The organism is Streptomyces sp. NPDC050423, assembly GCF_040655445.1.
Classification (GTDB): domain Bacteria; phylum Actinomycetota; class Actinomycetes; order Streptomycetales; family Streptomycetaceae; genus Streptomyces.
In genome coordinates, this window is the sequence record NZ_JBFAJY010000030.1 from 73863 (window position 1) to 99034 (window position 25172).

At 71.6% G+C, this 25172-nt stretch carries 22 protein-coding genes and 2 pseudogenes; 10 read left to right on the forward strand and 14 right to left on the reverse strand.

The genetic code is table 11. The features are described from left to right. Positions 1–81 precede the first annotated feature (81 nt). Together greA and AB0I52_RS22205 are read right to left on the reverse strand one after the other, a co-directional pair. Entirely contained in the window at positions 82–579 is a 498-nt protein-coding gene (greA, locus tag AB0I52_RS22200) for a transcription elongation factor GreA (protein ID WP_363075102.1), read from the reverse strand. A 183-nt stretch (positions 580–762) separates the two neighbouring features. Then, positions 763–1179: a DUF4307 domain-containing protein gene (locus AB0I52_RS22205; protein WP_363075104.1), complete on the reverse strand. Its 417-nt coding sequence runs from the start codon at positions 1177–1179 to the stop codon at positions 763–765. A gap of 149 nt (positions 1180–1328) precedes the next feature. Between AB0I52_RS22205 and mca the strand changes: the two genes are divergently transcribed. Together mca and AB0I52_RS22215 are read left to right on the forward strand one after the other, a co-directional pair. Next, entirely contained in the window at positions 1329–2210 is an 882-nt protein-coding gene (gene mca, locus AB0I52_RS22210; RefSeq protein WP_363075106.1) for a mycothiol conjugate amidase Mca, read from the forward strand. A 1-nt stretch (position 2211) separates the two neighbouring features. Then, the gene (locus AB0I52_RS22215; RefSeq protein ID WP_363075108.1) at positions 2212–2460 is read left to right on the forward strand and encodes a hypothetical protein; all 249 of its coding nucleotides are present in this window, start codon (positions 2212–2214) and stop codon (positions 2458–2460) included. An 86-nt stretch (positions 2461–2546) separates the two neighbouring features. On the opposite strand, the gene AB0I52_RS22220 is transcribed toward AB0I52_RS22215, so the two are convergent. After that, the gene (locus tag AB0I52_RS22220; RefSeq protein WP_363075144.1) at positions 2547–5801 is read right to left on the reverse strand and encodes a tetratricopeptide repeat protein; all 3255 of its coding nucleotides are present in this window, start codon (positions 5799–5801) and stop codon (positions 2547–2549) included. Between the two features lie 163 nt (positions 5802–5964). Continuing rightward, positions 5965–6531, reverse strand: a complete 567-nt coding sequence (locus AB0I52_RS22225; RefSeq protein ID WP_363075110.1) for a Uma2 family endonuclease — start codon at positions 6529–6531, stop codon at positions 5965–5967. Positions 6532–6725: 194 nt separating this feature from the next. On the opposite strand from AB0I52_RS22225, the gene AB0I52_RS22230 reads away from it, so the two are divergent. Further along, complete coding sequence (locus AB0I52_RS22230) at positions 6726–8771, forward strand: thioredoxin domain-containing protein (protein WP_363075112.1); 2046 nt, start codon at positions 6726–6728, stop codon at positions 8769–8771. Positions 8772–8777: 6 nt separating this feature from the next. Here the strand turns inward: AB0I52_RS22230 and AB0I52_RS22235 are convergent, their stop codons facing one another. The 3 genes and pseudogenes from AB0I52_RS22235 to AB0I52_RS22245 form a co-directional block, all read right to left on the reverse strand. Then, entirely contained in the window at positions 8778–9410 is a 633-nt protein-coding gene (locus tag AB0I52_RS22235; RefSeq protein WP_363075114.1) for a TetR family transcriptional regulator, read from the reverse strand. A gap of 88 nt (positions 9411–9498) precedes the next feature. Further along, positions 9499–10540: pseudogene (locus AB0I52_RS22240) on the reverse strand (hypothetical protein); the annotation flags it as partial. Positions 10541–10685: 145 nt separating this feature from the next. Then, positions 10686–11387: a hemolysin III family protein gene (locus tag AB0I52_RS22245; RefSeq protein WP_363075116.1), complete on the reverse strand. Its 702-nt coding sequence runs from the start codon at positions 11385–11387 to the stop codon at positions 10686–10688. Positions 11388–11600: 213 nt separating this feature from the next. On the opposite strand from AB0I52_RS22245, the gene AB0I52_RS22250 reads away from it, so the two are divergent. Then, positions 11601–13427: a phosphoenolpyruvate carboxykinase (GTP) gene (locus tag AB0I52_RS22250; RefSeq protein ID WP_363075118.1), complete on the forward strand. Its 1827-nt coding sequence runs from the start codon at positions 11601–11603 to the stop codon at positions 13425–13427. A gap of 106 nt (positions 13428–13533) precedes the next feature. Here the strand turns inward: AB0I52_RS22250 and AB0I52_RS22255 are convergent, their stop codons facing one another. The 4 genes from AB0I52_RS22255 to AB0I52_RS22270 form a co-directional block, all read right to left on the reverse strand. Then, positions 13534–13950: a hypothetical protein gene (locus AB0I52_RS22255; RefSeq protein WP_363075120.1), complete on the reverse strand. Its 417-nt coding sequence runs from the start codon at positions 13948–13950 to the stop codon at positions 13534–13536. A gap of 102 nt (positions 13951–14052) precedes the next feature. Then, positions 14053–15264 (reverse strand): pyridoxal phosphate-dependent aminotransferase, encoded by a 1212-nt coding sequence (locus tag AB0I52_RS22260; protein WP_363075122.1) that lies wholly within the window; start codon positions 15262–15264, stop codon positions 14053–14055. A gap of 225 nt (positions 15265–15489) precedes the next feature. After that, positions 15490–16302, reverse strand: a complete 813-nt coding sequence (locus AB0I52_RS22265; protein ID WP_363075124.1) for an arylamine N-acetyltransferase — start codon at positions 16300–16302, stop codon at positions 15490–15492. 3 nt (positions 16303–16305) lie between these two features. Continuing rightward, a complete protein-coding gene (locus tag AB0I52_RS22270) occupies positions 16306–16518 on the reverse strand; it encodes a DUF4287 domain-containing protein (protein WP_362953836.1) in 213 nt (70 codons plus the stop codon). 208 nt (positions 16519–16726) lie between these two features. Between AB0I52_RS22270 and AB0I52_RS22275 the strand changes: the two genes are divergently transcribed. The 4 genes from AB0I52_RS22275 (at position 16727) to AB0I52_RS22290 (ending at position 20427) form a co-directional block, all read left to right on the forward strand. Beyond that, complete coding sequence (locus AB0I52_RS22275) at positions 16727–17569, forward strand: CPBP family intramembrane glutamic endopeptidase (protein ID WP_363075126.1); 843 nt, start codon at positions 16727–16729, stop codon at positions 17567–17569. Continuing rightward, the gene (locus AB0I52_RS22280; RefSeq protein ID WP_363075128.1) at positions 17566–18720 is read left to right on the forward strand and encodes a histidine kinase; all 1155 of its coding nucleotides are present in this window, start codon (positions 17566–17568) and stop codon (positions 18718–18720) included. Before AB0I52_RS22275 ends, AB0I52_RS22280 begins: the two co-directional genes overlap by 4 nt. Continuing rightward, positions 18717–19376 (forward strand): response regulator transcription factor, encoded by a 660-nt coding sequence (locus tag AB0I52_RS22285; protein ID WP_363075130.1) that lies wholly within the window; start codon positions 18717–18719, stop codon positions 19374–19376. Before AB0I52_RS22280 ends, AB0I52_RS22285 begins: the two co-directional genes overlap by 4 nt. A gap of 157 nt (positions 19377–19533) precedes the next feature. Beyond that, positions 19534–20427 (forward strand): serine protease, encoded by an 894-nt coding sequence (locus tag AB0I52_RS22290; protein WP_363075132.1) that lies wholly within the window; start codon positions 19534–19536, stop codon positions 20425–20427. Positions 20428–20494: 67 nt separating this feature from the next. Here the strand turns inward: AB0I52_RS22290 and AB0I52_RS22295 are convergent, their stop codons facing one another. Further along, the gene (locus AB0I52_RS22295) at positions 20495–21349 is read right to left on the reverse strand and encodes a DUF1206 domain-containing protein (protein ID WP_363075134.1); all 855 of its coding nucleotides are present in this window, start codon (positions 21347–21349) and stop codon (positions 20495–20497) included. Between the two features lie 120 nt (positions 21350–21469). Here AB0I52_RS22295 and AB0I52_RS22300 point away from each other — a divergent pair, with 120 nt between their 5' ends. Continuing rightward, the gene (locus AB0I52_RS22300) at positions 21470–21637 is read left to right on the forward strand and encodes a hydrophobic protein (RefSeq protein ID WP_363075136.1); all 168 of its coding nucleotides are present in this window, start codon (positions 21470–21472) and stop codon (positions 21635–21637) included. A gap of 51 nt (positions 21638–21688) precedes the next feature. Here the strand turns inward: AB0I52_RS22300 and AB0I52_RS22305 are convergent. Next, positions 21689–22477 (reverse strand): annotated as a pseudogene (locus AB0I52_RS22305) (TetR/AcrR family transcriptional regulator C-terminal domain-containing protein); the annotation flags it as partial. 91 nt (positions 22478–22568) lie between these two features. Here AB0I52_RS22305 and AB0I52_RS22310 point away from each other — a divergent pair. Then, positions 22569–23408 carry a siderophore-interacting protein gene (locus AB0I52_RS22310; protein ID WP_363075138.1) on the forward strand — a complete coding sequence of 280 codons (840 nt, stop codon included), beginning with the start codon at positions 22569–22571 and terminating at the stop codon, positions 23406–23408. Positions 23409–23443: 35 nt separating this feature from the next. Here AB0I52_RS22310 and AB0I52_RS22315 read toward each other — a convergent pair whose 3' ends face one another. Continuing rightward, the gene (locus AB0I52_RS22315) at positions 23444–25063 is read right to left on the reverse strand and encodes a D-aminoacylase (protein WP_363075140.1); all 1620 of its coding nucleotides are present in this window, start codon (positions 25061–25063) and stop codon (positions 23444–23446) included. Positions 25064–25172: the final 109 nt, after the last annotated feature.

Consider the following 25172-nt stretch of genomic DNA (forward strand, 5'->3'; position numbering starts at 1 on the left):
AGCGGCTGACCTGGAGCTGACGCACGGCACGACGAAGCCTCCCGCCCATCGGGCGGGAGGCTCCTTCTCACGGTGCGGGGATCAGCCGGTGTACGGCTTCGCCGAAAGGATCTTCACCGTCGCGGTCTTGCCGTTCGGCAGCTCGTAGTCCGCGGTCTCGCCCATCTTCTTGCCGTTCACGCCCATGCCGAGCGGGGACTGCGGGGAATACGTCTCGATGTCCGCGCTCGCGTACTCACGGGAGGCCAGGAGGAAGGTCACAGTGTCGTCGTCATCGCCGTCGAAGGCGATCGTCACGACCATGCCGGGCTCGACCACACCGTCGTCGGCCGGCGGCTCGCCGACCTTCGCGTGTTCCAGGAGCTGGGTCAGCTGGCGCACCCGGAGCTCCATCTTGCCCTGCTCCTCCTTGGCCGCGTGGTACCCGCCGTTCTCACGCAGGTCCCCCTCCTCACGGGCCGCCGCGATCTTTACGGCGATCTCCGTGCGCGCGGGACCAGACAGGTGCTCCAGCTCGGCCTTGAGCTGGTTGTACGCCTCCTGCGTGAGCCAGGTGACGTTTTCGCTGGTCTGGGTCACAGGGTGCTCCTCGTCGGTACTGGGAATACAAAGCATCGCCCTACCCCGAAGCATGCGCTTCCACGGGTGGGCGAAACCACGAGCCTAACAATTCCCCAGGAAAAGGGGGAGAAGGTAACCGACCGCGACTATCGAGCCGCAGGTCAGCGCCGCCAAGAGCGGGTCAGAAGGTGCGTGCGGCGGTCAATGCGACGCCCCGCCGTCGTCCGTGCAGCCCAGCAGCTCGACGCTGGTCGCCCTGGACGTCGTACGCAACGCGAGGACGCGGTCGATCCGGTCGGTGTCCTCGTCGAAGCGGAAGTCCTTGCGGGCGACATCGGTGCCGTCCTCGCGCTGCGAGCGGATCGTGCAGTAGCCCTTGGCGTCCCGGTCCTTGCGGACCTCCAGGTGCACCTCGACCCGCTCGTCCGAGACGACCTTGAACTTGATCACCTCGGCACTGACGCCCTGGCCCGCGATGTAGTCGTAACCGATCCAGCCGATCACGCCGAGCAGAGCGATGCCGAGCGCCGAGCCGATGATCTTGAGTTTGCGGTCCGCACGCTGGTCCGCGGAGCGGCCGTAGCGGTTCTCGGGGGGCGCTTCGCGCACCGCAGCCATGATCGTTCCTCCCGTACCGGGGATTGAGGAATTTTCCGCCCCCCGGTTCGGTCACTATAGAAGCCTCCACCCGCCACCCGACCGCCACCCCACACCGACGTCCCTGCGGGACGGCACCCTGATGGCGACCAATCACTGAGGATCGAGTCTTGACTGAGCAGCTTCGACTGATGGCCGTGCACGCCCACCCCGACGACGAGTCGAGCAAGGGCGCGGCCACCATGGCCAAGTACGTGTCCGAGGGGGTGGACGTGCTGGTAGTGACCTGCACGGGCGGTGAGCGCGGCTCCATCCTCAATCCGAAACTCCAGGGCGACGCGTACATCGAGGAGAACATCCACGAGGTCCGCAAGAAGGAGATGGACGAGGCCCGGGAGATCCTGGGCGTGAAGCAGGAGTGGCTCGGCTTCGTCGACTCCGGGCTGCCCGAGGGTGACCCGCTGCCGCCGCTGCCCGAGGGCTGCTTCGCGCTGGAGGACGCGGAGACGGCGGCGGGGCGTCTTGTCGCGAAGATCCGGGCGTTCCGGCCGCAGGTCGTCACCACGTACGACGAGAACGGGGGCTACCCGCACCCCGACCACATCATGACCCACACGATCTCGATGATCGCCTTCGAGGGCGCGGCGGACGCCGAGCGGTTCCCCGAGGCGGAGTTCGGCCCGGTCTGGGCGCCGCAGAAGCTCTACTACAACCAGGGCTTCAACAAGCCGCGCACGGTCGCCCTGCACGAGGCGCTGCTGGCCCGCGGAATGGAGTCCCCGTACGCGGACTGGCTGGAGCGCTGGAAGGAGTTCGAGCGCGCCGAACGCACGCTGACCACGCATGTTCCGTGCGCGGACTTCTACGAGATCCGTGACAAGGCGCTGATCGCGCACGCGACGCAGATCGATCCCGAGGGCGGCTGGTTCCGGGTTCCGATGGACATCCAGCGGGAGGTCTGGCCGACCGAGGAGTACGAGCTGGCGAAGTCCCTCGTCGATACCTCCCTCCCCGAGAGCGACCTCTTCGCGGGCATCCGCGACAATGCCTGATATGTACGCGACTCAGGCACTGACGCACCTCGTCCCGCTCGCCGAGGAACTGGACAAGAACAAGGTGACCCCCGGGGTCCTCGGCTTCATTGTTTTCGCCGCGCTCGCCATCGGCGTGTGGCTGCTGATGAAGTCGATGAACCGGCACATGGGGAAGGTCGACTTCGAGGAGGCTCCGGAGGCGCCCGGCGATGCGGCGGCTGTGGGGGCCGCGCCCGGGGCTGCGGGGTCCGCGAAGCGGAAGCAGTGAAGTAGTGGGGCGGGCGGGGCGGCACCGGGGGTCCGGTGGCCGCTCCGCCCCCGGGTGCCGGACGGGCCTGATCCGAACGGAAGACCCTACGGCCTCGCCGGGATCCGTACGCCCATGATCTCCCGGGCGTGACGGGTCGGGGTCAGGCCCAGGCGCCAGGCCTGCCAGCCGTCCTCCAGGTCCACTCCGCGGTTCAGGACCACCCGGAACGCCTCCGCGCAGTCCTCCAGCTTGCCGTCCCGGGTCGGGTGGCCGGCCGCGATCAGGTCGGCGAGTTCCTGCTGCGCCACCACCGTGCCCACCTCGATGCCGCCGGGTGACGCGTACGGCAGCAGCGTGCAGCGCAGGAAGCGGGCCCAGTCCGCGCCGCGTGCGTCGCCGTACGAGTCGAACAGCTCGGCCGCCTCGCCGCACAGGTCCAGCGCCTGCGGCGCGCGATGGTTGCCCGCGTCGATCAGGGCCAGCTCCAGACACGTCCACGCCTCCCCGTGGGCGACCCCGATGCGCCGGAAGTCGGCCCGCGCGTCCACCAGGAGCTGGCGGGCGAAACCGGAGTTGCGCAGGTTGCCCGTCTGCGCGGCCCGCTGGTCGCGGGTGACCCGGCCCGAGTGGTGCCGGGCGCACGCCAGGCCGTACACGTCCCGCATCCGCGAGAACATCGTGCGGGACCGCTCCAGCTGCCGTACCGCCTGATCGGTGTCGCCGGTCTCCTCCAGGGCCTGGCCCAGGTAGTAGAGCGTCCAGGCCTCGCCCCGCGCGTCCTCGTTGTCGCGGTGCCGGGACAGCGCCGCGTTCAGCTGCTCGACCGCGGGCACCGGATCGCCGTCCAGCAGCCTGGCACGGGCCAGCTGGGTCAGCGCCCAGGCCTCGCCGCGCTCGTCGCGGGTGCGCCCGTACAGATCCAGGGCCGTACGCAGCGCGAGCTCGGCCCGCTCCACATCGCCCATCCGCAGCAGCACCTGACCCAGCTGGAACTGCGTCCAGGCCTCCCCGTGCAGCGACTCGCCCTCGCGGTGCAGGACCAGCGCCGTGTCCAGGAGCGCCAGCGCCTCGGCCGGGTGCGCCCGGTCGCGCTCCACCGCGGCCAGGGCGTGCAGCGACCAGGCCCGGTCCTCGGCCTGGTCGTCGGAGGTCTGCAGTTCGAGGGCCTCCCGCAGCCGCGCCGCCGCCTCCGTCAGATTGCCCTGGTGGTGCAGGGTGATGCCGAGCGAACAGAGCGCCAGCGCCGTACCCGAGTCGTTCTGCGCCTCGCGGTACAGGCCGACGACGGAGGACAGCGTGGTGCGGGCCTTGTCCAGCTCGCCGAGCTGGCGGGCCGCGATCCCGGTACGCCACTGCACCGACCGCTCCAGCAGCCCCTGGTCGACCGCCTGCGTCAATTCGCTGATCTCGCCCAGCCGGTAGAGGTCGCCGCGCAGCAGGCAGTAGTCGCACAGCGCGCCCAGCAGATCGAGCACCGCCGCCTGATCGACGCCCTCGGCGTGCCGCAGCGCGGACGTGATGAAGCTCGACTCCTCGTCCAGCCAGCGCAGCGCCGCGTCCAGGGAGGTGAAGCCGTGCGAGCCGAACTGCCCGGCCCGGGTGGACATCTTGCCGTCCACCATCCGGATCACCGCACCGGCCAGCTCCGCGTAGTTGACGATCAGCCGCTCCTGCGCGGCCGTGCGCTCGGCCGGCTCCTCCTCGTCGAGCAGCCGGGCCAGGGCGAAGCCCCGTACGAGGTCGTGGAGGCGGTAGCGCGAACCGCGTACGTGGTCCAGCAGGCCCGCCCCGGACAGGGCGGTCAGCAGCCGCTCGGCCTCCTGCTCGTCGGCCGACAGCAGCGCGGCGGCCGCCGCGGCGCCCAGACTCGCCCGCCCGGCCAGCGCGAGCCGGCGCAGCAGCCGCCGGGCCTGCTCGGGCTGGTCGGTGTAGCGCAGCCACAGCGCCCGCTCGACCGGTGGCACCGGGCCGTACGCGGCGAGATCGGCGGCCAGCGCGCCGGGGGTACGCGCCCCGAGCGAGGAACCCGCGATCCGCAGGGCCAGCGGCAGCCCGCCGCACAGCTCGGTGATCGCCTCGCTCGACGGGTAGTCGTACAGGCCCTGCTCCTCCTCCTGGGAGGCCTCGCGCAGCAGCTCCTCCGCGCCGGCCGGGTCCAGCGCCCCGACCTCCAGCTGATGCACCCACGCCGGGAGGGACCCGGGCAGATCGAGCGGCTCGCGGGCGGTGACCAGGACGAGGCTGTCGGAGCGCTCCGGGATCAGCGTGCGGACCTGCTCCACGGCACTGGCGTCGTCGAGGACGATCGTCACCGGCGTCCCGGTCAGGTGCTGGTGGTACAACTCGCTGAGCCGGCGCACCTGCTGCTCCGCGGAGGACCCGGCCGACCGGCCGGCGGAGCCCCCGTCCCGGAACAGCAGCTGCTCGCGGGGCGCCCCCAGCCGGTTCAGCAGGTGGAGCAGCGCGTCACGCGTCGGCAGCGGCGGCTCGCCGTCCGCGCCGCCGCGCAGGTCCACCACGCACGCGCCCCGGAACTGGTCCTTCAGATCGTGCGCCGCCCGCACCGCGAGGGTGGTGCGCCCGGCGCCCGGCGGGCCGTGCAGCACGACCACGGTCGGCTTCGTCTCCGTCGACGCGCGTGCCGCGTGCACCCACTGGGCGATCCGCGCCAGCTCGGCCCGGCGCCCCGCGAACCGGGCCTCGGGCGAGGGGAGATGGCCGAACGACTGCTCAAGGAGCGAGCGCATGCGCGCCGCCGCACTGCGGTCCCCGCCGCGCAGGGCCGGGACCGTGCGGGCCTGCACGGAGGCGGCCTTCTTCGCCGGGGTACGGGACGACGCGGTCAGCATCCGCTGCTGGTCGAGGAACGGGCGGATGCCCCGTACCTCCAGCGCCGTCAGCCACTGGAGCCGCAACTGCTCGGTACCGCCCGGCTGTCCGAGGGCGCCCGCCCGGCGGGACGCGGCCGGCCAGTGCGAGGCGGTGACCTTGGCGACCGTCGCGGTGGCGCCCGCGACCGCGACGACGGCCCCCGCGCCCAGCGCCAGGCCCGACGCCGTACCGAGCGCCAGATCCGCGCCGAAGGCCGCGGTCGCGGCAACTCCGGTGACCAGTAACGGTGTTCCGAGGGTCGCCCGGTTGAGCCGGTCCGCCAGCGGCGTCTGACCGGCCGCCGCGGCGTCGAGCGCCTGGACGTACGAGGCGTACTCCTCGGCCGCACCCGCCGCCATGGTGTCCAGGGCGCCCCGCGCACGCGTCATCAGCACGCCGGAGTCCGTCCGCCCGCCGGTGCGCCGCGCCTCTTCCTCCACGGCCCGCACCAACAGCCTCTCGGCATCAGCCCGGTGGCTGTCCCGCATCCGCATGAGTCCCCCTCGGTTCCCGCCCGTCGGCCGGACCGGCACCCGGCAGCACGGAGTACCAGTCTCCTGCCTCGGGCCGGTGTGCGACAGGGCCTCCGTGAGACTGCGCCGACAGCGGTAGGGGGAACGGGGCGCGGGGGTGCGCCGTAGGCCGGATTTGTCAGACGGCTGCCAGGTCGACCGTCACGGAGAAGGGCACGGCGGCCTTGACCGCGCCGGTGAACATCTCGCCGTCCCGGTAGGTCTTGGTGGCGGGGTCGAGAACGTAGGTATAGATGATGGGGACACCGGTCGCGGCCTGTTCGATCCGCCAGTAGAACGGGATGCCGGCCTTGGCGTACTGGTCCACCTTCACGATCCGGTCGGTGGTCTCCGAACCGGGCGACACGACCTCGACGACCAGAAGTACATGTTCGGGGCGAGTCGGCGTGAGGTCGATGGTCTCCGCCCGGTAGACGATGACGTCCGGACGGCGGTTGGTGAGGGGGACGTCCTGGAGGCGGACGTCGAAGTCCGTGTCGGCGTTCCAGTCCGGGCCCGCGGCGGCGTCCAGCGCATTGGCCAGGATCCTGGCCAGCCGGTTGTGCCGCTTGGAGGCGCTCGGGCTCACGACGACCATCCCGTCCACGATCTCAATACCGGCACACTGCTCCTCGGACCAGGAGTCGTACTGCTCCGCGCTGATCTGCGTATGCATCCAGGCGGGCGCCACCATCTCGGCGGTCATGGTGTACCTCCTTCGAGTTCGAGGAGCCTCGGCGGTCCCCGCGCTGCCGGTTTCAGCCTACTGTCCAGTGTCGCCGGGGCGCCTGATGCGCAAGAGCGCGCGGGGCGCCTCTCCGCAGCCTCCTCCTGTCCGGAGCGCTGCTGGGCCGCGCGGGCTTCGCCGGCACGATCGGGCCCTGTGAGAGGCTGGGCCGTATGAACCGGCTGGCTGGTGTGACCTCGCCTTATCTGCTGCAGCACGCTGACAATCCGGTCGACTGGTGGCCCTGGGGGCAGGACGCCTTCGAGGAGGCGCGGCGGCGCGATGTCCCCGTTCTGCTGTCGGTCGGCTACTCCGCGTGCCACTGGTGCCATGTGATGGCTCATGAGTCGTTCGAGGACGAAGACGTCGCGGCGTACCTGAACGAGCACTTCGTGCCCGTCAAGGTCGACCGCGAGGAGCGCCCCGATGTCGACGCCGTCTACATGGAGGCCGTGCAGGCGGCGACCGGGCAGGGCGGCTGGCCGATGACGGTCTTCCTCACCGCCGACGCCGAACCCTTCTACTTCGGGACGTACTTCCCGCCCGAGTCCCGCCACGGCCTGCCGTCCTTCCGGCAGGTGCTCGAAGGCGTCGTGGCCGCCTGGACCGACCGGCGCGACGAGGTCGGCGAGGTCGCCGGGCGCATCGTCCGCGATCTGTCGGAGCGCTCACTCGCGCACGGCGGGGAGGGACTGCCCGCCGAGTCGGAGCTGGCGCAGGCCCTGCTCGGGCTGACCCGTGAGTACGACGAGAAGAACCGCGGCTTCGGCGGCGCCCCCAAGTTCCCGCCGTCGATGACGATCGAGTTCCTGCTGCGCCACCACGCCCGTACCGGCGCGGACGGTGCGCTCCAGATGGCCGCCGACACCTGCGAGGCGATGGCCAGGGGCGGGATGTACGACCAGCTCGGCGGCGGTTTCGCCCGCTACTCGGTGGACCGGGAGTGGGTCGTACCGCACTTCGAGAAGATGCTCTACGACAACGCGCTGCTCTGCCGGGTGTACGCCCACCTGTGGCGCTCGACCGGCTCGGAGCTGGCCCGCAGGGTGGCCCTGGAGACCGCCGACTTCATGGTCCGGGAGCTGCGTACGGCCGAGGGCGGCTTCGCCTCCGCGCTCGACGCGGACAGCGAGGACGCCCACGGCAGGCACGTCGAGGGCGCGTACTACGTCTGGACGCCGGCGCAGTTGCGCGAGGTGCTGGGCGAGGACGACGCCGTGTTCGCGGCCGAGCACTTCGGGGTGACCGAGGAGGGCACGTTCGAGGAGGGTTCCTCGGTGCTCCGGCTCCCGCCGAAGGGCCCGCTCCACCCGCCGCGGACGGGCCAGGTCGTGGACGACGCGCGGGCCGCCGATGTGCGGGCCCGGCTGCTCGCCGCCCGTGGGCTGCGCAAGCGGCCGGGGCGGGACGACAAGGTGGTCGCCGCGTGGAACGGGCTGGCCGTCGCGGCGCTCGCCGAGACGGGCGCGTACTTCGACCGCCCCGACCTGATCGAGCGCGCCACCGAGGCCGCGGACCTGCTGGTGCGGCTCCACATGGGCCCGGTCGCCCGGCTGGCCCGTACCTCCAGGGACGGGCGGGCCGGTGAGCACGCCGGGGTGCTGGAGGACTACGGCGATGTGGCGGAGGGCTTCCTCGCGCTGGCCGCGGTCACCGGCGAGGGTGTCTGGCTGGAGTTCGCGGGCTTCCTGCTGGACATCGTGCTCCAGCACTTCACCGGCGAGGGCGGTCAGCTCTACGACACCGCGGACGACGCCGAGCAGCTGATCCGGCGCCCGCAGGACCCCACCGACAGCGCCACCCCGGCCGGCTGGACGGCGGCGGCGGGGGCGCTGCTCTCGTACGCCGCGTACACCGGATCGGAGCCCCACCGCACCGCCGCCGAGGGGGCGTTGGGCGTGGTGAAGGCGCTCGGGCCGAAGGCGCCGAGGTTCATCGGCTGGGGGCTCGCGGTGGCCGAGGCGCTGCTCGACGGCCCGCGCGAGGTGGCCGTCGCCGGACCGGTCGGCGGTGAGCTGCACCGTACGGCGCTGCTGGGGCGGGCGCCCGGTGCGGTGGTCGCGGCGGGGGAGACTGCGGGGTCGGAGTTCCCGCTGCTGGCGGACCGCCCGATGGTGGACGGCGCGCCGACCGCGTACGTGTGCAGGCACTTCGTCTGCGACGCGCCGACGACGGACCCGGCGGTGCTGGCGGACGCCCTCGGGGGCGCCGCGTCCTGACCGGCGTCACAGCCGCAGGCCGCCCTCCAGCGTGTCCAGAGCCGCGTCGACCATCTCCACGAGGTCGCCCTCCAGGCCGTGCTCGCCCCAGTACAGCGTCACCTCGCGCAGTGCGCCCAGCACCGCCGCGACGAAGACCCGGATCGGCAGGTCGTCCGCGCTGCGGCCGGCGCGGTCGGCGAGCACCTCGGAGAGGAGCTTCGCCGTGTCCGACATGGTCTCCGTCATCCGCGCCCGGATGGCGGGGACCTCCACCATCAGCCGGGTGCGCTGACGCAGTTCCTCGTCCTCCTCGGTGGCGAACGACGACAGCGCCTCCCGCATCATCAACCGCAGGGACTCCAGCGGAGGTTCGTCCAGCGGACGGCTCCGGAGCACGGCCGCCATGAGCGGGTCGTACTCGTCGGTGAGGACGATGTCCTCCTTGGTCGCGAAGTACCGGAACACCGTGCTCGGCGACACCTCGGCCGCCTCCGCGATCTGCTCGATGGTCGTCGCGTCGTACCCCTGCTCGGAGATCAGCCGGTAGGTCGCCTGCCGGATCGCGACCCGGGTCCTGAGCTTCTTGCGCTCGCGCAGCCCCATCGGGGGCTGCGCGCCGGGTGCGGTGGAGGAGGGGATACGGGGGGTGGCGGCCATGGTCGTCATTGTCAGGCATCGACGGGGTGGCGGCCACGTCGGCCGGTTCGCTCCGCTTCTGCTCCGGGCCGGTCATGCAGGCCCCGACCAGCAGGGCGCTGACCAGTGCGGAGGCGCCGATGACCAGCATGACCAGGCTCATGCCGTGCAGACGGGCGGCGTCGGCGGAGTCCGCGAGCCGCTGCACACCGAGCCTGGCCGCGAGGGCGTGGGCGGCGACGACCGAGTCCCCGGCGGTGTCCGCGGCGGCCGCCGGCACTCCCGTGGTGTCGAGCCGCCCGCTGTAGGCACCGGCGAGCAGGCTGCCCAGCAGGGCGATCCCGAGGGCGCCGCCCGTCTGGCGCACGGTCATCAGCAGGCCCGATCCTCCTCCATAGCCTTGACGGCATGGGAGGTACCCCCCTCCCGGCGCGGTCCGGGGGCAGTGCGCCCAGCGCGGCGTCCATGGCGGGGACGACGGCGAAGCCGAAGCCGACCCCCGCGATGGAGAGCCACAGCGCGGCGAAGGCGAGCACGACGAGTACCGCCGACATCGTGGCACGGGCCCCGAAGCGTGCGTTGAGCGGGCCGCCCGCCCGCGTGGCGAGGATCAGCCCGCCCATCATCGGCAGCATCCGCACCCCGGTGCCGAAGGCGTCGTTGCCCAGCACGGCCTGGAGGTACCCGGGCAGGATGAACATCAGCCCCGCCAGGACGAACATCACGAGCGTCGCCGCGAGCGCGCTGAGCAGGAACGTCCGCTGCCGCAGCAGGGACATGTCGAGCATCGGGCGGGTGGCCCCGCGCTCCCGCAGGACGAGTGCGGTGATCAGGGCCACGCCCGCGGCCGGCACGGCGAGCACAGCTGGTCGCCCCAGCCGCGGCCCGGCGCCTCGATGACCGCGTAGATCAGGGCGCCGAGGCCGGTCGCGGTCAGCACGGTGGAGACGATGTCGACCTTCCCCTGCTCGAACGGAGTTGAGAGCTTGGGGAAGGTCGCCGAGCAGTCCGGCCGGAAGCATCAGCGCGGCGAACACGACGACGTACGCGTCGGCCGTCCACTGCTGCCGGCCGGTGGTGGCGCCCAGCTCACCGGCCATGGTCGGGAGCGCCACGTTGAGGATCGTCATGTCGAAGCCGAGGACGAGCATGCTCGCCACGAGCGCGCCCAGGGCCCGCCAGCGTCGGTTCACGGTGTTGAGCGGGGCGCGGCAGGGGATGTGCCCGGACCTGCGTCATGGCCGTGACTCGGAAGTCACGGCCATGAGGGGGAGTGGGCTGAGGGGGTGGTGGGGCTCAGTTCTGGCTGTAGGCCACCAGGGAGATGCCGACGTAGTGCACGACGAACGCCGCCAGGGTCAGGGAGTGGAAGACCTCGTGGAATCCGAACCAGCGCGGTGACGGGTTCGGCCGCTTGATGCCGTAGATGACGCCGCCGGCGCTGTAGAGCAGTCCGCCGACGACGACCAGCACGAGCACCGCGATCCCGCCGGTCCGCATGAAGTCCGGCAGGAAGAAGACCGCCGCCCAGCCCATCGCGATGTAGCAGGGCGTGTAGAGCCAGCGCGGGGCGCCGACCCAGAACACCCGGAAGGCGATGCCCGCGACCGCCGCGCCCCAGACCGCCCACAGGAGTGGCGTCCCGGTGGAGCGGGGCAGTAGGAGCAGGGTCAGCGGGGTGTAGGTGCCCGCGATGATCAGGAAGATGTTGGCGTGGTCGAGCCTGCGCAGCACCGCCTCGCCGCGCGGCCCCCAGGTGCCGCGGTGGTAGACGGCGCTCACGCCGAACAGCAGGCACGCGGTCAGGATGTAGACGCCGCAGGCGATCCGGCCGCGAGTGGTGTCCGTGAGCGCGATGAGCACGATGCCCGCGACGATGACCGCGGGGAACATGCCGGCGTGCAGCCAGCCGCGCATCCGTGGTTTCAGCTCGGTTTCGTCGGTCCCGGCTGGTTCCAGCCCGGCAGGTTCGGGCGCGGCGGCGGCAGCAGCAGTCATTCCCGCATCGTACCTACGCCACCGTAGGTTGCGGATATGAGTGGTGATGCTCACGTGGGCGGCCCTCTGGACATATGGGCGGAACGGTCGGATGATCAAATGAGTGCGGTCGGCACCGGATGAGCGCCAGGGGTAATTCGAAGGGGTAGAAGCATCCGGGTCGCAGCCCCCACGGGGCACCTTCCAGAAAGACACCCTCATCAAGGAGCGATCGTGGCGCGCGACATCGCGGCTCCCCTCACTGTTCCCACCAACCACCAGGAGCTCGTCTCCTGGGTCGACGAGATCGCAGCCCTCACCGAACCGGACCGGGTGGTCTGGTGCGACGGCTCCGAGGCCGAGTACGAGCGCCTGTGCGGGGAGCTCGTGGCCAAGGGCACGTTCACCAAACTCGACGAGATCAAGCGCCCCAACTCGTACTACGCCGCCTCCGACCCGAGCGACGTCGCGCGGGTCGAGACCCGTACGTTCATCTGCTCCGAGAAGGAGGAGGACGCCGGTCCGACGAACCACTGGAAGGACCCCGCCGAGATGCGGGAGATCTTCGTGGGGGACAAGGGCGTCTTCCGCGGCTCCATGCGTGGCCGCACCATGTACGTCGTGCCCTTCTGCATGGGCCCCGTCGGCTCGCCGCTCTCCGCGATCGGTGTGGAGATCACCGACTCCGCGTACGTCGCCGTCTCGATGCGCACCATGACGCGCATGGGGCAGCCCGTCCTCGACGAGCTCGGCACCGACGGATTCTTCGTCAAGGCCGTCCACACCCTGGGCGCCCCCCTGGCGGAGGGCCAGGAGGACGTTCCGTGGCCCTGCAACTCCACCAAGTACATCTCGCACTTCCCCGAGGACCGCGAGATCTGGTCCTACGGCTCCGGCTACGGCGGCAACGCCCTGCTCGGCAAGAAGTGCTACGCGCTGCGCATCGCCTCCGTCATGGCGCGCGACGAAGGCTGGCTCGCCGAGCACATGCTGATTCTCAAGCTCACCCCGCCGCGCGGTGAGTCGAAGTACGTCGCGGCGGCGTTCCCGAGCGCCTGCGGCAAGACGAACCTCGCCATGCTGGAGCCCACGATCTCCGGCTGGACCGTCGAGACCATCGGCGACGACATCGCCTGGATGCGGTTCGGGGAGGACGGCCGGCTCTACGCGATCAACCCCGAGGCCGGCTTCTTCGGCGTCGCACCCGGCACCGGCGAGCACACCAACGCCAACGCCATGAAGACCATGTGGGGCAACTCCGTCTTCACCAACGTCGCCCTCACCGACGACGGCGACGTCTGGTGGGAGGGCATGACCGAGGAGCTGCCCGAGCACCTCACGGACTGGAAGGGCAACGACTGGACCCCCGAGTCCGGTACGCCCGCCGCCCACCCCAACGCCCGCTTCACCGTCCCGGCCGGGCAGTGCCCGATCATCGCGCCCGAGTGGGAGGACCCCAGGGGCGTGCCGATCTCGGCCATCCTCTTCGGCGGCCGGCGCGCCTCGGCCGTCCCGCTGGTCACCGAGTCCTTCACCTGGCAGCACGGTGTCTTCCTCGGGGCCAACGTCGCCTCCGAGAAGACCGCCGCCGCCGAGGGCAAGGTCGGGGAGCTGCGCCGCGACCCGTTCGCCATGCTGCCGTTCTGCGGCTACAACATGGGCGACTACATGAAGCACTGGATCAAGGTCGGCGCGGACAAGCCGGACCAGTCGAAGCTTCCGAAGATCTACTACGTGAACTGGTTCCGCAAGAACGAGGCCGGCAAGTTCGTCTGGCCCGGCTTCGGCGAGAACAGCCGCGTACTGAAGTGGATCGTGGAGCGCCTGGAGGGCAAGGCCGAGGGCGTCGAGACCCCGATCGGCATCCTGCCGGCCAAGGGCTCGATCGACACCGAGGGCCTGGACCTCTCCGAGTCGGACCTGGACTTCCTGCTCAAGGTCGACAAGGAGGTCTGGCGCGAGGAGGCGGCGCTGGTCCCCGAGCACCTCAACACCTTCGGCGACCACGCGCCGAAGGAGCTGTGGGACGAGTACCGCGCCCTGGTCCAGCGGCTGGGCTGATACACCTGCGGCAGGCACCGACCCGCCGCGCCGGCGGTGACCGCGGCACGGCCGCGGGTAGGTGGCACCCGGTCCACGCGCCTCTACGGCCCGTGGACCGGGGCCGTCAGAGGGCGCCGATCAGGCGCGACGGGGGCGCGGACGGGTCGGCGGCAGCGGCCGGGGCCGCTGCGGCGTGGGCGTCCATGCGCTCGGCCGAGAGGATCGCCACGGCCGTGTCGGCGCGGGACGCCGCCACCACCAGCGCGCGGCCCGCGAGGGCGTGGGCGCGGTGGTGCAGGGCGGGTGCGGGGGCTTCGGTCAGACCGGCGTGCCGGGTGGGCGGCGTACCGCGCAACCGTGCGACCTGTTCGGCGATGCGGTCGCCAGCCTCGCCGAGTCCCAGTTCGTCGGTGACCGCGAGCAGTGCGGCCAGATGTCCGGCGAGCTGGATGTCCAGCTCTTCCTCGCGGGTGCGGCGCGGGAAGTCGTCGGCGTGGTCGGCCGGTGTGTGGACCGATTTGGTGCGGATCGGTTCGTACATGGATGGCCTCCTGGTGATGCTGTGGAACCATCCTAGCTTGGATTCAGTCTAAAGTTGTCCAGATTCGCAACCAGGCGATGGGGGCCATCGCAGGGACCGGGTTTACACCTGGCCGTACCCGTCCAGGAAGCGGGCGATCCGGCCGATCGCATCCGTCAGATCCTCGGTCGAGGGCAGCGTCACGACCCGGAAGTGATCGGGCTCCGGCCAGTTGAACCCCGTCCCCTGCACCACCATGATCTTCTCGGCCCGCAGCAGGTCGAGGACCATCTGCCGGTCGTCCTTGATCTTGTAGACCTTGGGGTCGAGCCGCGGGAAGAGATACAGCGCCCCCTTCGGCTTCACACAGGTCACGCCCGGGATCTGCGTCAGCAGGTCGTACGCCACGTCCCGCTGCTCCAGGATGCGGCCGCCCGGCAGCACCAGTTCGTTGATCGACTGCCGCCCGCCGAGCGCGGTGGCCACGGCGTGCTGCGAGGGCATATTGGCGCACAGCCGCATGTTGGCCAGGATCGTCAGCCCCTCGATGTACGAGGAGGCGTGCGCCTTCGGCCCGCAGACCGCCATCCAGCCGGAGCGGTATCCGGCCACCCGGTAGTTCTTGGAGAGCCCGTTGAAGGTGAGGACCATCAGATCGGGCGCGATGGTGGCGGTCGGGGTGTGGGTCGCCCCGTCGTACAGGATCCGGTCGTAGATCTCGTCGGAGCAGACGACCAGGTTGTGGCGCCGGGCGATCTCCGTCAGCCCGCGCAGCATCTCGTCGTCGTACACCGCACCCGTCGGATTGTTCGGGTTGATGATCACGATGGCCTTGGTGCGGTCGGTGATCCTGCGCTCGATGTCGGCGAGGTCCGGCATCCAGTCGGCCTGCTCGTCGCAGCGGTAGTGCACGGCCGTGCCGCCGGCCAGCGCGACCGACGCGGTCCACAGCGGATAGTCCGGAGCCGGTACGAGCACCTCGTCCCCGTCGTCGAGCAGCGCCTGCATCGACATCTGGATCAGCTCCGAGACGCCGTTGCCCAGGTAGATGTCCTCGATGTCGAGGTCGATCCCCTTGGTCTGGTAGTGCTGCATCACCGCCCGCCGCGCGGACAGCAGCCCCTTCGCGTCGCCGTAGCCGTGCGCCCCGGAGAGGTTGCGCAGGATGTCCTCAAGGATCTCCGGCGGGCACTCGAAACCGAACGCGGCGGGGTTGCCGGTGTTCAGCTTGAGGATGCGATGGCCCGCTGCCTCCAGCCGCATCGCCTCCTCAAGCACGGGGCCCCGGATTTCGTAACAGACGTTGGCGAGCTTCGTGGACTGGATGACCTGCATGTCTGCGAGCTTACGGCTGTGTTTCGCGGGGTGCCCGGCCTTTCCCCGCAGGTTGACCCACCCGGGTAGCCCGGCCCGCCCGCCCCGGCTTCCATCCCATGCGCCCACCGCCCGCGAACCGTGGGAACCGGGGGCGCGGACGGGGGACGGGCTTGGAAAGGGGTGGGGGCGGGACGTGACGGACCAGCACGGGTGAGATGCGCCACGGGGCGCCGGGGCGGACCGTCACTCCGGCAGCCGGGCCCCCTCCGGCAGCCGGATCGCGAAGGCATCCGCGAGGACCCGCTCCACCTCGGCCGCGTCCGCCAGCTCCCGCTCCTCGCGCCCGCCGTCGTTCGACGTCACCACGAGGGTGCGGCCGGTGAGCGCCAGATGGGCGTCCTCGGTGGTGCGCTGTACGTACAGCTGACGCGCGAACGGCGAGCGCGGGTTGGTCGCGATGTGCCAGTTGACGACCTCGAAGTCCGGCGCCTCGAACGGCTCCACCGTGAACGCGTACTGCGCCTCCCACGCCCCGCCGTCCGCCTCCGCCTGGAGCTCCCACAGCTCCAGCGGCCCGTCGTGCGGCGGGTGGACGAGCCGGTGGTGGCGCGGGGCGTCGTGCAGCTCGGCTCCCGTGACCAGCGCGATCGGCTCCAGCAGCGAGCCGCGGGCGCCGAAGCCGACATCGGCGAGGTACGGCACCGGCTCGCCCGGCACCCCGACGCGCATCAGCATGTGCGTCCGCGGCCGGATGTCCCCGGGGCGCGCGCCCAGCACCACCCGGGCGCAGAGCAGCGTGACCTCGAAGCCGAGGGCCCGCAGCGCGGCGGTGAGCAGGGTGTTCTGCTCGTAGCAGTAGCCACCGCGCCCACCGCGGACGAGCTTCGCCTCCAGATCGGCCGGGTCGAGCGAGGGCACGGTGCCCAGGACGGGGTCCAGGTTCTCGAAGGGGATGCCCAGCGCGTGCGCGCGGTGCACCGAGCGCAGCACGGCCGCGGTGGGCCGGCGCTCCCCGCTCCAGCCGATGCGGGCGAGATAGGCGTCGAGGCCGAGCACGCGCTACTCGCCCTTGTCCTCGGCGAGCGTGTGCGCGACCAGGGCGTTGGCATGGCCGTGCCCCATCGCGTGCTCGGACTTGAGCCACGCCACGATCTCCATGTGCTTCGTCAGCGGCGAGGCGCGGATGAGGTCCTTCCACTCCGCGACCGGGCGGCCGTACTTCTGCTCGATCGACGGGAAGTAGGAGGCGGGTCCCTTCACTGCATCAGTCATGACGGAAGTCTGGCAGGCGGGTCTGACATTGCCCGGGAAACCCGGGACAAGCCGCATGACTCCCGCCGCGGTGCCGTACGCGGACGCTGTCCCCCGTGCGAGCTACGCGCAGGTGTCCACCGTGCGGTGACGATTCCGGGCCGCCGGATCCGTAGCGTTCGAGCGAAGCCGCGGCGAGGGGTCCGCAGGCCCGGAAGTGGGAGTTCTGATGAGAGTCGTCTGGCAGCTTTTGGCCGTCGTCGCCGCCTGGATGATCGGTGGCCGTTGCGTCGCCGCGGTGGACGGGAACCCGTGGCTCACGCTCGTTGTCGGCCTCCTGGCGGTCGTGCTCGCGGTGGGTACGTACAAGTGGGTGGTGGGGCGGACCGAGCGCCGCGCGGTCACGGAGCTGTCCCCAGAGGGTGCGGGGCCGGCGACCGGCCGTGGCGTGCTGATCGGTGTCGCCCTGTTCGCGGCCGTCATCACCAACCTGGCCTTCGCCGGTGACTACGAGGTCAACGGCCTGGGCTCGGTCACCGGCGCGGTGGGGCTGTTCGGCTTCATGGCGGCCGCCGCCGTGACGGAGGAACTGGTGTTCCGCGGCGTCCTGTTCCGGCTCGTCGAGGAGTGGGCCGGCACCTGGCTCTCGCTGGTGCTGACCGGTGCGCTGTTCGGTCTGATGCATCTGCTCAACCCGAACGCCAGCCTGTGGGGTGCCGTCGCCATCGCCATCGAGGCCGGCGGCATGCTGGCCGCGGCGTATGCGGCGACCCGCAAGCTGTGGCTGCCCATGGGCCTGCACTTCGGCTGGAACTTCGCCGCGTCCGGCATCTTCAGTACGGAGGTCTCGGGCAACGACACCCCGAAGGGAATACTCGACTCCACCACCTCGGGCTCGAAGTGGATCACCGGCGGTGACTTCGGCCCGGAGGGGAGCGTGTACTCCGTGCTGTTCGGTGTGCTGCTGACGATCGCGTTCATGTGGCTGGCCCACCGGCGCGGCAACCTGGTGCCCCGACGCAGTCGGCGTGTTGTCGAGGCCGCGGCCGACGCCACTACAGTCGCCCGGTGATCAGTCTCCGCAAGTACCCCGAGCTGTGGCACCGGTTGGACGTCACGGTCCGCGACCTCCCCCTCGGGCTGCTCTTCTTCGGCGCGTCGTTCATGCCGGCCTTCCACAACCGCGGGACGGACGTCGGCGGCCTGCCCGGACGTTCCTTCGACGCGCTGGCCGTCCTCGCCGTCGCCCTCCAGAGCCTCCCGCTCGCCGTGCGGCGGCGGCTGCCGATGGTCTGCCTCGCGCTGGTGGCCCTCGGCTTCGCCCTGGACCAGCTCCGCGGCTACCACCTGCTCGCGGGGACCGCGTTGCCCATCGCCCTGCTGAGCGCGGGGTCCCATCTGGAACGGCACCGGCGCCCCGTCGTGCTCGTGCTCTCCGGGGCGTACGTGGCACTGGCGGTCGCGCTCTCCCGGATCGGGCCCGGCGAGAGCCTGGCCGACTACGTGGCGTTCTACCTGGCTCTGGCCCTCGCCTGGGGAGCCGGCTCGTGGCTGCGCTACACCCGCACCCTGGAGGCCGAACGCCGCCGCCGCGTCGCCGAGGACACCCGGGTCGCCGAACGCACCCGGATCGCCCGTGAGTTGCACGACGTGGTGACCCATCATGTGACGGCGATGGTCGTGCAGGCCGAGGCGGCGCGCTATCTGACCGCCGCGCCCGACCGTCTCGACGAGACCCTGACCACGGTCACCGACACCGGCCGGCGGGCCATCACCGATCTGCGTCACCTGCTCGACCTGCTCAACCCCGACCACGGCGCCGAGGCCAGGACGCCGACCGTCGGCAGGGTCCTCACCCTCGTGGAGCAGACCCGCCGCGCCGGGCAGCCGGTGGAGTTCACCGAGCAGGGCACCCCGGCCGCATCGACCGGCAGCGCCGACCTCGTGGCCTACCGGGTCGTGCAGGAGGCCCTGACGAACGCCCTCAAGTACGCCCACGGCAGCCGGACGTCGGTCCAGGTGCAGCACAGCGAGAGAGAGATCACGGTGGAGGTCAGCACGGACGGGTCCGGATCGAGGGCCAAGGTCCCCGGCGGCAGCGGGCGGGGCCTGGCCGGTCTCCGTGACCGGGTCGACGTCCTGGGCGGCGACTTCAGCGCGGACCCCCGCACCGGCGGCGGCTTCGTCGTCCGGGCGCGCATACCCGCCGGGAGCCCCTCGTGACCGCGCCGATCCGGGTCCTGATCTGCGACGACCAGATCCTGGTGCGTACCGGTCTCGCCACGATCATCGACGCCCAGCCCGACCTGGAGGTGGTGGGCGAGTGCGGGGACGGGCGGACCGCGGTCGACATGGCGGGCGAACTGCGCCCGGACGTCGTCGTCATGGACATCCGCATGCCGGTGCTCGACGGCATCGAGGCCACCCGGCTGCTGGCCGGTGCCGGGGTGGCGCATCCCGTCAAGGTGCTCGTGGTGACCACGTTCAACCTGGACGAGTACGTCTACGAGGCGCTGCGCGCCGGGGCGAGCGGGTTCCTGCTCAAGGACGCGCCCCCGGCCCAACTGCTGCACGGGATACGGACGGTGGAGACGGGCTCGGCGCTGCTGGACCCCGAGGTGACGCGCCGGCTGGTGGGCAGGTACGCCGCCCGGATCCGGCCCGCCGACGGCACCCCGAACGACATCCCGCTGACCCCGCGCGAACTGGAGGTCCTCCGCCTCATCGCGGACGGCTTCTCCAACAGCGAGATCGCCGTGACCCTTCTGATCAGCCACGAGACCGTCAAGACCTTCGTGTCACGCATCCTCAGCAAGCTCGGGCTCCGTGACCGGGTCCAGGCGGTCGTCTACGCCTACCGCCAGGGCCTGGTGACCTGAGCGGGCCGGGTTGTGGTGAGGCGGACGGCCCGAGCGGCCGGAATCCGCCCCTTGTGCGGTTCCCCCCGATACGCCACCATGCGCATGTCAAAACCGGAAGAACTCCGGTCGCAGAGGCCCCACGCGCTCTGCACAGGTCACTAGAGGGGACCCCCACATGAAGAAGCCTCTCGTCGGTGCGCTCTTCGCCGTCCTGCTCCTGGGAGCCGGCACCGCACCCGCGACCGCGGCCACGAGCCACGACGCGGCAGCGCCCAGCACGGTCAAGGCGGCGGCATCATCGAGCCACGCGGCAGTCGGCGCGAAGGCCAGGCCCAAGGCCGTCGGCTTCGCCGGGACCGTGGCGCTCAGCAACTGTTCGGGATCGGTCGTCCGTACGCCCGACTCCCAGCCGGGCGATCCCGCGCTCGTGCTCTCCAACGGGCACTGCATGGAGTCCGGCTTCCCCGGTCCCGGCGAGGTCGTGCGCGACCAGCCGTCCACCCGCACCTTCACCCTGCTGAACAACGCGGGCAGCGGAGTCGGCACGCTGCGGGCGAGCAAGATCGCGTACGGGACGATGACGGACACCGACATATCGGTGTACCAACTCACCTCTACGTACGCCCAGATCGAGAGCAGCTACGGCATCAAGGCGCTGGAGCTCAACACCGCGCACCCGGTTCAGGGCACCGCGATCACGGTGGCGTCCGGGTACTGGAAGCGCACGTACAGCTGCAACGTCGACGGGTTCGTCTACCGCCTCAAGGAGGGGGAGTGGACCTGGAAGGACTCCGTCCGCTACACCTCCGCCTGCCAGACCATCGGCGGCACGTCCGGCTCGCCGGTGATCGACAACGCCACCGGCAAGGTCGTCGCCGTCAACAACACCGGTAACGAGGACGGGCAGAAGTGCACGGACAACAACCCGTGCGAGGTCGACGAGAACGGCCAGGTGACGGTCCGTCAGGGCATCAACTACGCCCAGGAGACCTACGGCATCGTGCCGTGCATCGGTGCCGGCAACGTGTTCGACCTGAACGCGGCCGGGTGCGAACTGCCCAAGCCGTAACGGCGGGAGCACGGCCGGGCGGGGCGGGAGAGGACTCCCGCCCCGCCCGCGTGTCCGTCCCGCCCCCTCAGATCCGGCGCCACCGGGCGTTCGCGCACGAGAAGAGGCCGAAGGCCGCCAGTCCCACCGCGATCGGGACCAGCAGCCATGGCCCGGCCGGCGTCGCGGTGAAGGACCGCAGCGTGTCGTCCATGCCCTTCGCCTCGCCGGACCTGGCCTTCACCGCGGCGGCCACGGCGAAACCGCCCGCCACCGTGAAGACCAGCCCGCGCGAGACCCCGCCGAAGACGCCGACGATGTCCACGGCACGTCGTTCGGTGCGTGACATCCCGCCCGTGCGCAGATGCTTGTGGAACGTGCGGAGCGCGGCCCGGCCGGCGATCCACAGGCCCGCGCACGCGACGGCCACGCCGCCCGCTCCCACCAGCCAGCGGCCGCCCGGCACGTCCAGGACCCTTGCCGTGACGTCCTGTGACCGCGCGTCGCCGGCGCCGCTGCCGCTGCCCTTGTCGCCCGCCGCGAACATCAGGACCGAGTAGGCCACGAAGCCGTAGAAGACGGCGCGCCCGGCAGACGTCAGCCGCTTGGCCGCCTTCCGCCCGTCGGCACCCGCGGCCCCGAACGCGGCCTCGGACAGCCGCCACAGGGCCATTCCCGCCAGCGCGACACCCAGGACCCACAACAGGACGGACCCGAAGGGCTTCTGCGCGATCTCGGCGAGCGCCCCGCCCCGGTCCGCCGTCCTTCCGCCACCGTCACCGCCGGTGTCGCCGAACGCTGTGCGCAGCGCCAGGACGCCGACCAGGAAGTAGATCACCCCACGGGCCACGAATCCCGCACGGCCGCCCGCCTCGACCGCTGAACCATTTCCTGCGCGTCTTGCCTTTCCGTGCCCTTTTCGGGCTGTCGCAGAAATATTCATGCGCCCCGGGTGCCCTGGAAAACGCGGCGGAAACATTCTCGCCCGGGTCCGGAAAGAATTCTTGTTCTGAGGTGTGGACCGGCGGAGCCCGGGAACTCGAATTTCTGGAGGTTGATAAAAATGGTTCCCCTGCTAGTCGTTCTTCTGCTCGTCCTGGTGCTGTTCGGTGCCGGTTTCGCACTCAATCTGCTCTGGTGGATAGCGGGCATCGTGCTCGTGGTGTGGCTGCTCGGCTTCCTCATGCGTTCGAGTTCCGGCGCCGGTCGCGGTCGCTGGTACCGCTGGTGAACCGAGGGGGTCGGGGCGTGTTCGCGCGCCCTGCCCCCGGCTCCGCAGGACCGCCGCCCCGATGCCGTCCAGCAGCACGTCCAGGCCCGCGGCGAACGTCTCCCTCGCCTCCCGCTCCGGATAGGGGACCGTTTCGTCCCCGGCCGGCTGCGGGGGCGCCGACTCCCGCTCCATCCGGCTCAGTTCCGGGTAGCGGTCCGCGAAATCCGGGACCAGCTCGACGAGCGCCGCCGAGCGGGCGTACCACCACTCCTCGTCCGGCCGCCCCGTCGCCGACGCCGCCTCGCGCGCGTCGGCGACGGTCCGCGCGGCACCCCGCACGAAGTGGGACAGGGTCCCGGCCAGGCGCCTGAGGGCCCCGGCGTCGAGCCCCGTGCCGTAGAGGCGGCGCACGAGTGCGTCCAGGCCGGCGTACTCGTGCGGGCCGAGCACCGGACGGGCCTGGGAGACCTGGAGCACCCAGGGGTGGCGCAGGTAGAACGCGAGCGTGTCCCGCGCCCAGTGCGTCAGATCCGTACGCCAGTCGCCCGCTCCGGAGTGGTCATCGGGGAGCTCCGCGTGCACCGCGTCGTACATCAGGTCCAGCAGTTCGCTCTTGCCGGGAACGTAGGTGTAGAGCGCCATGGCCGTGCGCCCGAGCCGCTCGCCCACCGCCCGCATCGAGAGCGCGGCCATGCCGTCCTCGTCGGCCACGGCGACCGCGGCGGCCACGATCGCGTCGACGGTCAGTCCGGGCCTGGGGCCGGGACCGGGGGTTCGGCCCGGCTCCTCCGGTACGGCCGAGCGCCACAGCAGGGACATCGACCGTCGGGCATCGCCCTGCCCGACATAGACCACCACTTGCGACTCCTTACGCCGTAAAGTAACTTCGGTCCGGCAACTCCTTATGGCGTAAAGTATCAAACTCCGGTGAGAGGCTGGTGTCGCAGTGGTGGTGCGGACCTTGGCTGTGTCGTACGTGCGGGTCGCGAATGTCGAGCGGATCAGCCCGCGGATGCTGCGGATCACCTTCTCCGGCGAGGCGCTGGGCTCGCTCATGGAGGACCGGCCCGACCAGCAGATGAAGCTCTGCTTCCCGAGGCAGGGGCAGCGCGCGCCCCGGCTGCCGGAACCGGACGCCGAGGACACCTACGGCATGCGCTGGTACGAGGCCCATCTCGCGATCCCCGAACCGGAGCGGCCGCTCATGCGGAGCTTCACCGTCCGCTCGTATGATCCCGGCTCCGGGCTCATGGCCGTCGACTTCGTGCTCCACGGCGACGGCGGACCCGCCACCCGCTGGGCCCGCGCCGCCGGGCCGGGGGACGTGATCGGCATGGTCGGCCCGTCCTCCGCGTACGCGCGGCCGCTGCCCGAGGCCGGGCACCTGCTGCTGGCCGGCGACGAGTCGGCGCTCCCGGCGATCGGGACGATCCTCGAATCGCTGCCGGCCGGCACGCGGGCGACGGTCTGCGCCGAGGTCGCCGACGCCGCGGAGGAGCAGCGGTTCGACACCGCGGCCGGGCTGACCGTGCGCTGGGTGCACCGGGACCGGGGCGAATCGCTGCTGGACGCGGTCCGGTCGGCCGAGCTGCCCGGGGAGAGCGCGGCCGCCTGGCTCGCGGGCGAGGCCGGCACGGTCCGCGCGCTGCGCCGCCACCTCGTCGGGGAACGCGGACTGCCCAGGTCCGCCGTCGAGTTCAGCGGCTACTGGCGGCGGGCGCTCACCCAGGACGACGCGCCCACCGAGGAGGACCTGGCGTGGGCGCGGGAGCGGGCGGCCGGGGCCTGAGCGGCGGTCGGGTGACCTTCCGAGGGGGGCGGCTGCTACCCGCGGGGTGCGGAGCGCACCGACCGGCCGGCCAGGACCTGGGTCCGCTTGCCGTCCTCGATGACGAAGCGGCCGTCGATCAGTACGTGCGGGATGCCGAACGGCAGGGTGCGCGGCTCGTCGAACGTCGAGCCCGCGGCCACCGTCGACGGGTCGAAGAGCACCAGGTCGGCGCGGTACCCCTCGCGCACGTGACCGCGGTCGGCCAGCCGCAGCCGGGCCGCCGGGCGGGACGTGAGGTGGGCGACGCACTCCTCCAGCGAGAGGATGCCCAGCTCCCGCGTGTACCGGCCGAGATACTGCGGGAAGGTGCCGTACGCCCGCGGATGCGGCTTGTCGCCCTGGAGGATGCCGTCGCTGCCGCCGGTGTGGACGCGGTGGCGCATGATCTGCCGGACGTTCTCCTCGTGGCCCACGTGCTGGAGGATCGTCGTGCCCAGCCGGTCGTCGAGGAGCAGCCGCCGCGCGGTCACCCAGGGCTCCTCGCCGCGCAGCCGCGCGGACTCGGCCACCGTACGGCCGACGTAGGCGTCGAGGCCGGGCACGCTCACGCCGGAGATCTCGATGGTGTCCCACTCCATCGGCACGCCGTGGCAGCCGTCCGCCCCGACGACCTCCATGTCGTGGCGGATCCTCGCGGCCGTCGGGTCGTCGGCGAGACGGGACAGGATCGACTCCGGTCCGCCCTCGCTCGCCCAGCTCGGCAGCATGGCGACCAGCGTCGTGCAGCCCGGGGTGTACGGGTAGGTGTCGAGGGAGATGTCGGCGCCCGTGTCCAGGGCGCGGTCCAGGAGGCCGAGCAGTTCCGGCGCCTTCCCCTCGTTCACCCCGAAGTTCATGGTGGCGTGCGCGAGATGGAGGGCGCAGCCCGCGGTGCGGGTGAGCCGCACCATCTCCTCGTACGCCTCCAGCGCGCCCGCCCCGTAGGAGCGGTGGTGCGGGCAGTAGTAGCCGCCGTGCTCGGCCACCACCCGGCAGAGCTCGGTGAGTTCGGCGTCGTCCGCGTACATGCCCGGGGTGTAGGTGAGCCCGGAGGACATGCCGACGGCGCCCTCCGCCATGGAGCGGGCGACGAGTTCCTTCATCCGGGTCAGCTCGGTGTCGGTGGCGGGCCGGTCGTCCCAGCCGAGCGCGTACATCCGGACGGTGCCCTGCGGGATCAGATAGGCGGCGTTGACGGCGATGCCCCGGCCGCCGAAGTTGCGGTCGAGCCGGTCCAGGTACTCGCCGACGGTGCGCCAGTCGAAGTCGATGTCGCTCCCGTCCCCGTTCCAGCCGGTGATGGACCGGCGGACCTCGGCGAGGGTGCGGTCGTCGACGGGGGCGTACGACAGCCCGTCCTGGCCGAGGACTTCGAGGGTGACGCCCTGCGCGGCCTTCGCGCTGTGGTCGGGGTCGCGGAGCAGGGCGAGGTCGCTGTGGGCGTGCATGTCGACGAAGCCGGGGGAGAGGGCGAGACCGTCGGCGTCGAGCGTGCGGGCGGCGGAGGGGCGCGGGCCCGGGGCGTGCTCCGGGTGGATCTCCGCGATGCGGCCGTCGCGGACGGCGACGTCGGCGCGGTAGGAGGGGGTGGCGGTGCCGTCGATGACGCGGGCGTCGCGGATGACGAGGTCCATGGGGGGTGCCTTTCGGGACGGGGTGCGGGGGCGCTGCCCCCGCACCCCGGGGCGCAAAAGCCCGCGGGGGGCGGGGGGGGGGGGAGACCCCCACCGGGGCGGGGGACGG

What these genes read in the sequence shown, in the direction of transcription:
- AB0I52_RS22205 (WP_363075104.1), bottom strand. Translation starts at nt 1,179, where the DNA reads ATGGCTGCGGTGCGCGAAGCGCCCCCCGAGAACCGCTACGGCCGCTCC.
- AB0I52_RS22215 (WP_363075108.1), top strand. Translation starts at nt 2,212, where the DNA reads ATGTACGCGACTCAGGCACTGACGCACCTCGTCCCGCTCGCCGAGGAA.
- AB0I52_RS22220 (WP_363075144.1), bottom strand. Translation starts at nt 5,801, where the DNA reads ATGCGGGACAGCCACCGGGCTGATGCCGAGAGGCTGTTGGTGCGGGCC.
- AB0I52_RS22225 (WP_363075110.1), bottom strand. Translation starts at nt 6,531, where the DNA reads ATGACCGCCGAGATGGTGGCGCCCGCCTGGATGCATACGCAGATCAGC.
- AB0I52_RS22230 (WP_363075112.1), top strand. Translation starts at nt 6,726, where the DNA reads ATGAACCGGCTGGCTGGTGTGACCTCGCCTTATCTGCTGCAGCACGCT.
- AB0I52_RS22235 (WP_363075114.1), bottom strand. Translation starts at nt 9,410, where the DNA reads ATGGCCGCCACCCCCCGTATCCCCTCCTCCACCGCACCCGGCGCGCAG.
- AB0I52_RS22245 (WP_363075116.1), bottom strand. Translation starts at nt 11,387, where the DNA reads ATGACTGCTGCTGCCGCCGCCGCGCCCGAACCTGCCGGGCTGGAACCA.
- AB0I52_RS22255 (WP_363075120.1), bottom strand. Translation starts at nt 13,950, where the DNA reads ATGTACGAACCGATCCGCACCAAATCGGTCCACACACCGGCCGACCAC.
- AB0I52_RS22260 (WP_363075122.1), bottom strand. Translation starts at nt 15,264, where the DNA reads ATGCAGGTCATCCAGTCCACGAAGCTCGCCAACGTCTGTTACGAAATC.
- AB0I52_RS22270 (WP_362953836.1), bottom strand. Translation starts at nt 16,518, where the DNA reads ATGACTGATGCAGTGAAGGGACCCGCCTCCTACTTCCCGTCGATCGAG.
- AB0I52_RS22275 (WP_363075126.1), top strand. Translation starts at nt 16,727, where the DNA reads ATGAGAGTCGTCTGGCAGCTTTTGGCCGTCGTCGCCGCCTGGATGATC.
- AB0I52_RS22290 (WP_363075132.1), top strand. Translation starts at nt 19,534, where the DNA reads ATGAAGAAGCCTCTCGTCGGTGCGCTCTTCGCCGTCCTGCTCCTGGGA.
- AB0I52_RS22295 (WP_363075134.1), bottom strand. Translation starts at nt 21,349, where the DNA reads ATGAATATTTCTGCGACAGCCCGAAAAGGGCACGGAAAGGCAAGACGC.
- AB0I52_RS22300 (WP_363075136.1), top strand. Translation starts at nt 21,470, where the DNA reads ATGGTTCCCCTGCTAGTCGTTCTTCTGCTCGTCCTGGTGCTGTTCGGT.
- AB0I52_RS22315 (WP_363075140.1), bottom strand. Translation starts at nt 25,063, where the DNA reads ATGGACCTCGTCATCCGCGACGCCCGCGTCATCGACGGCACCGCCACC.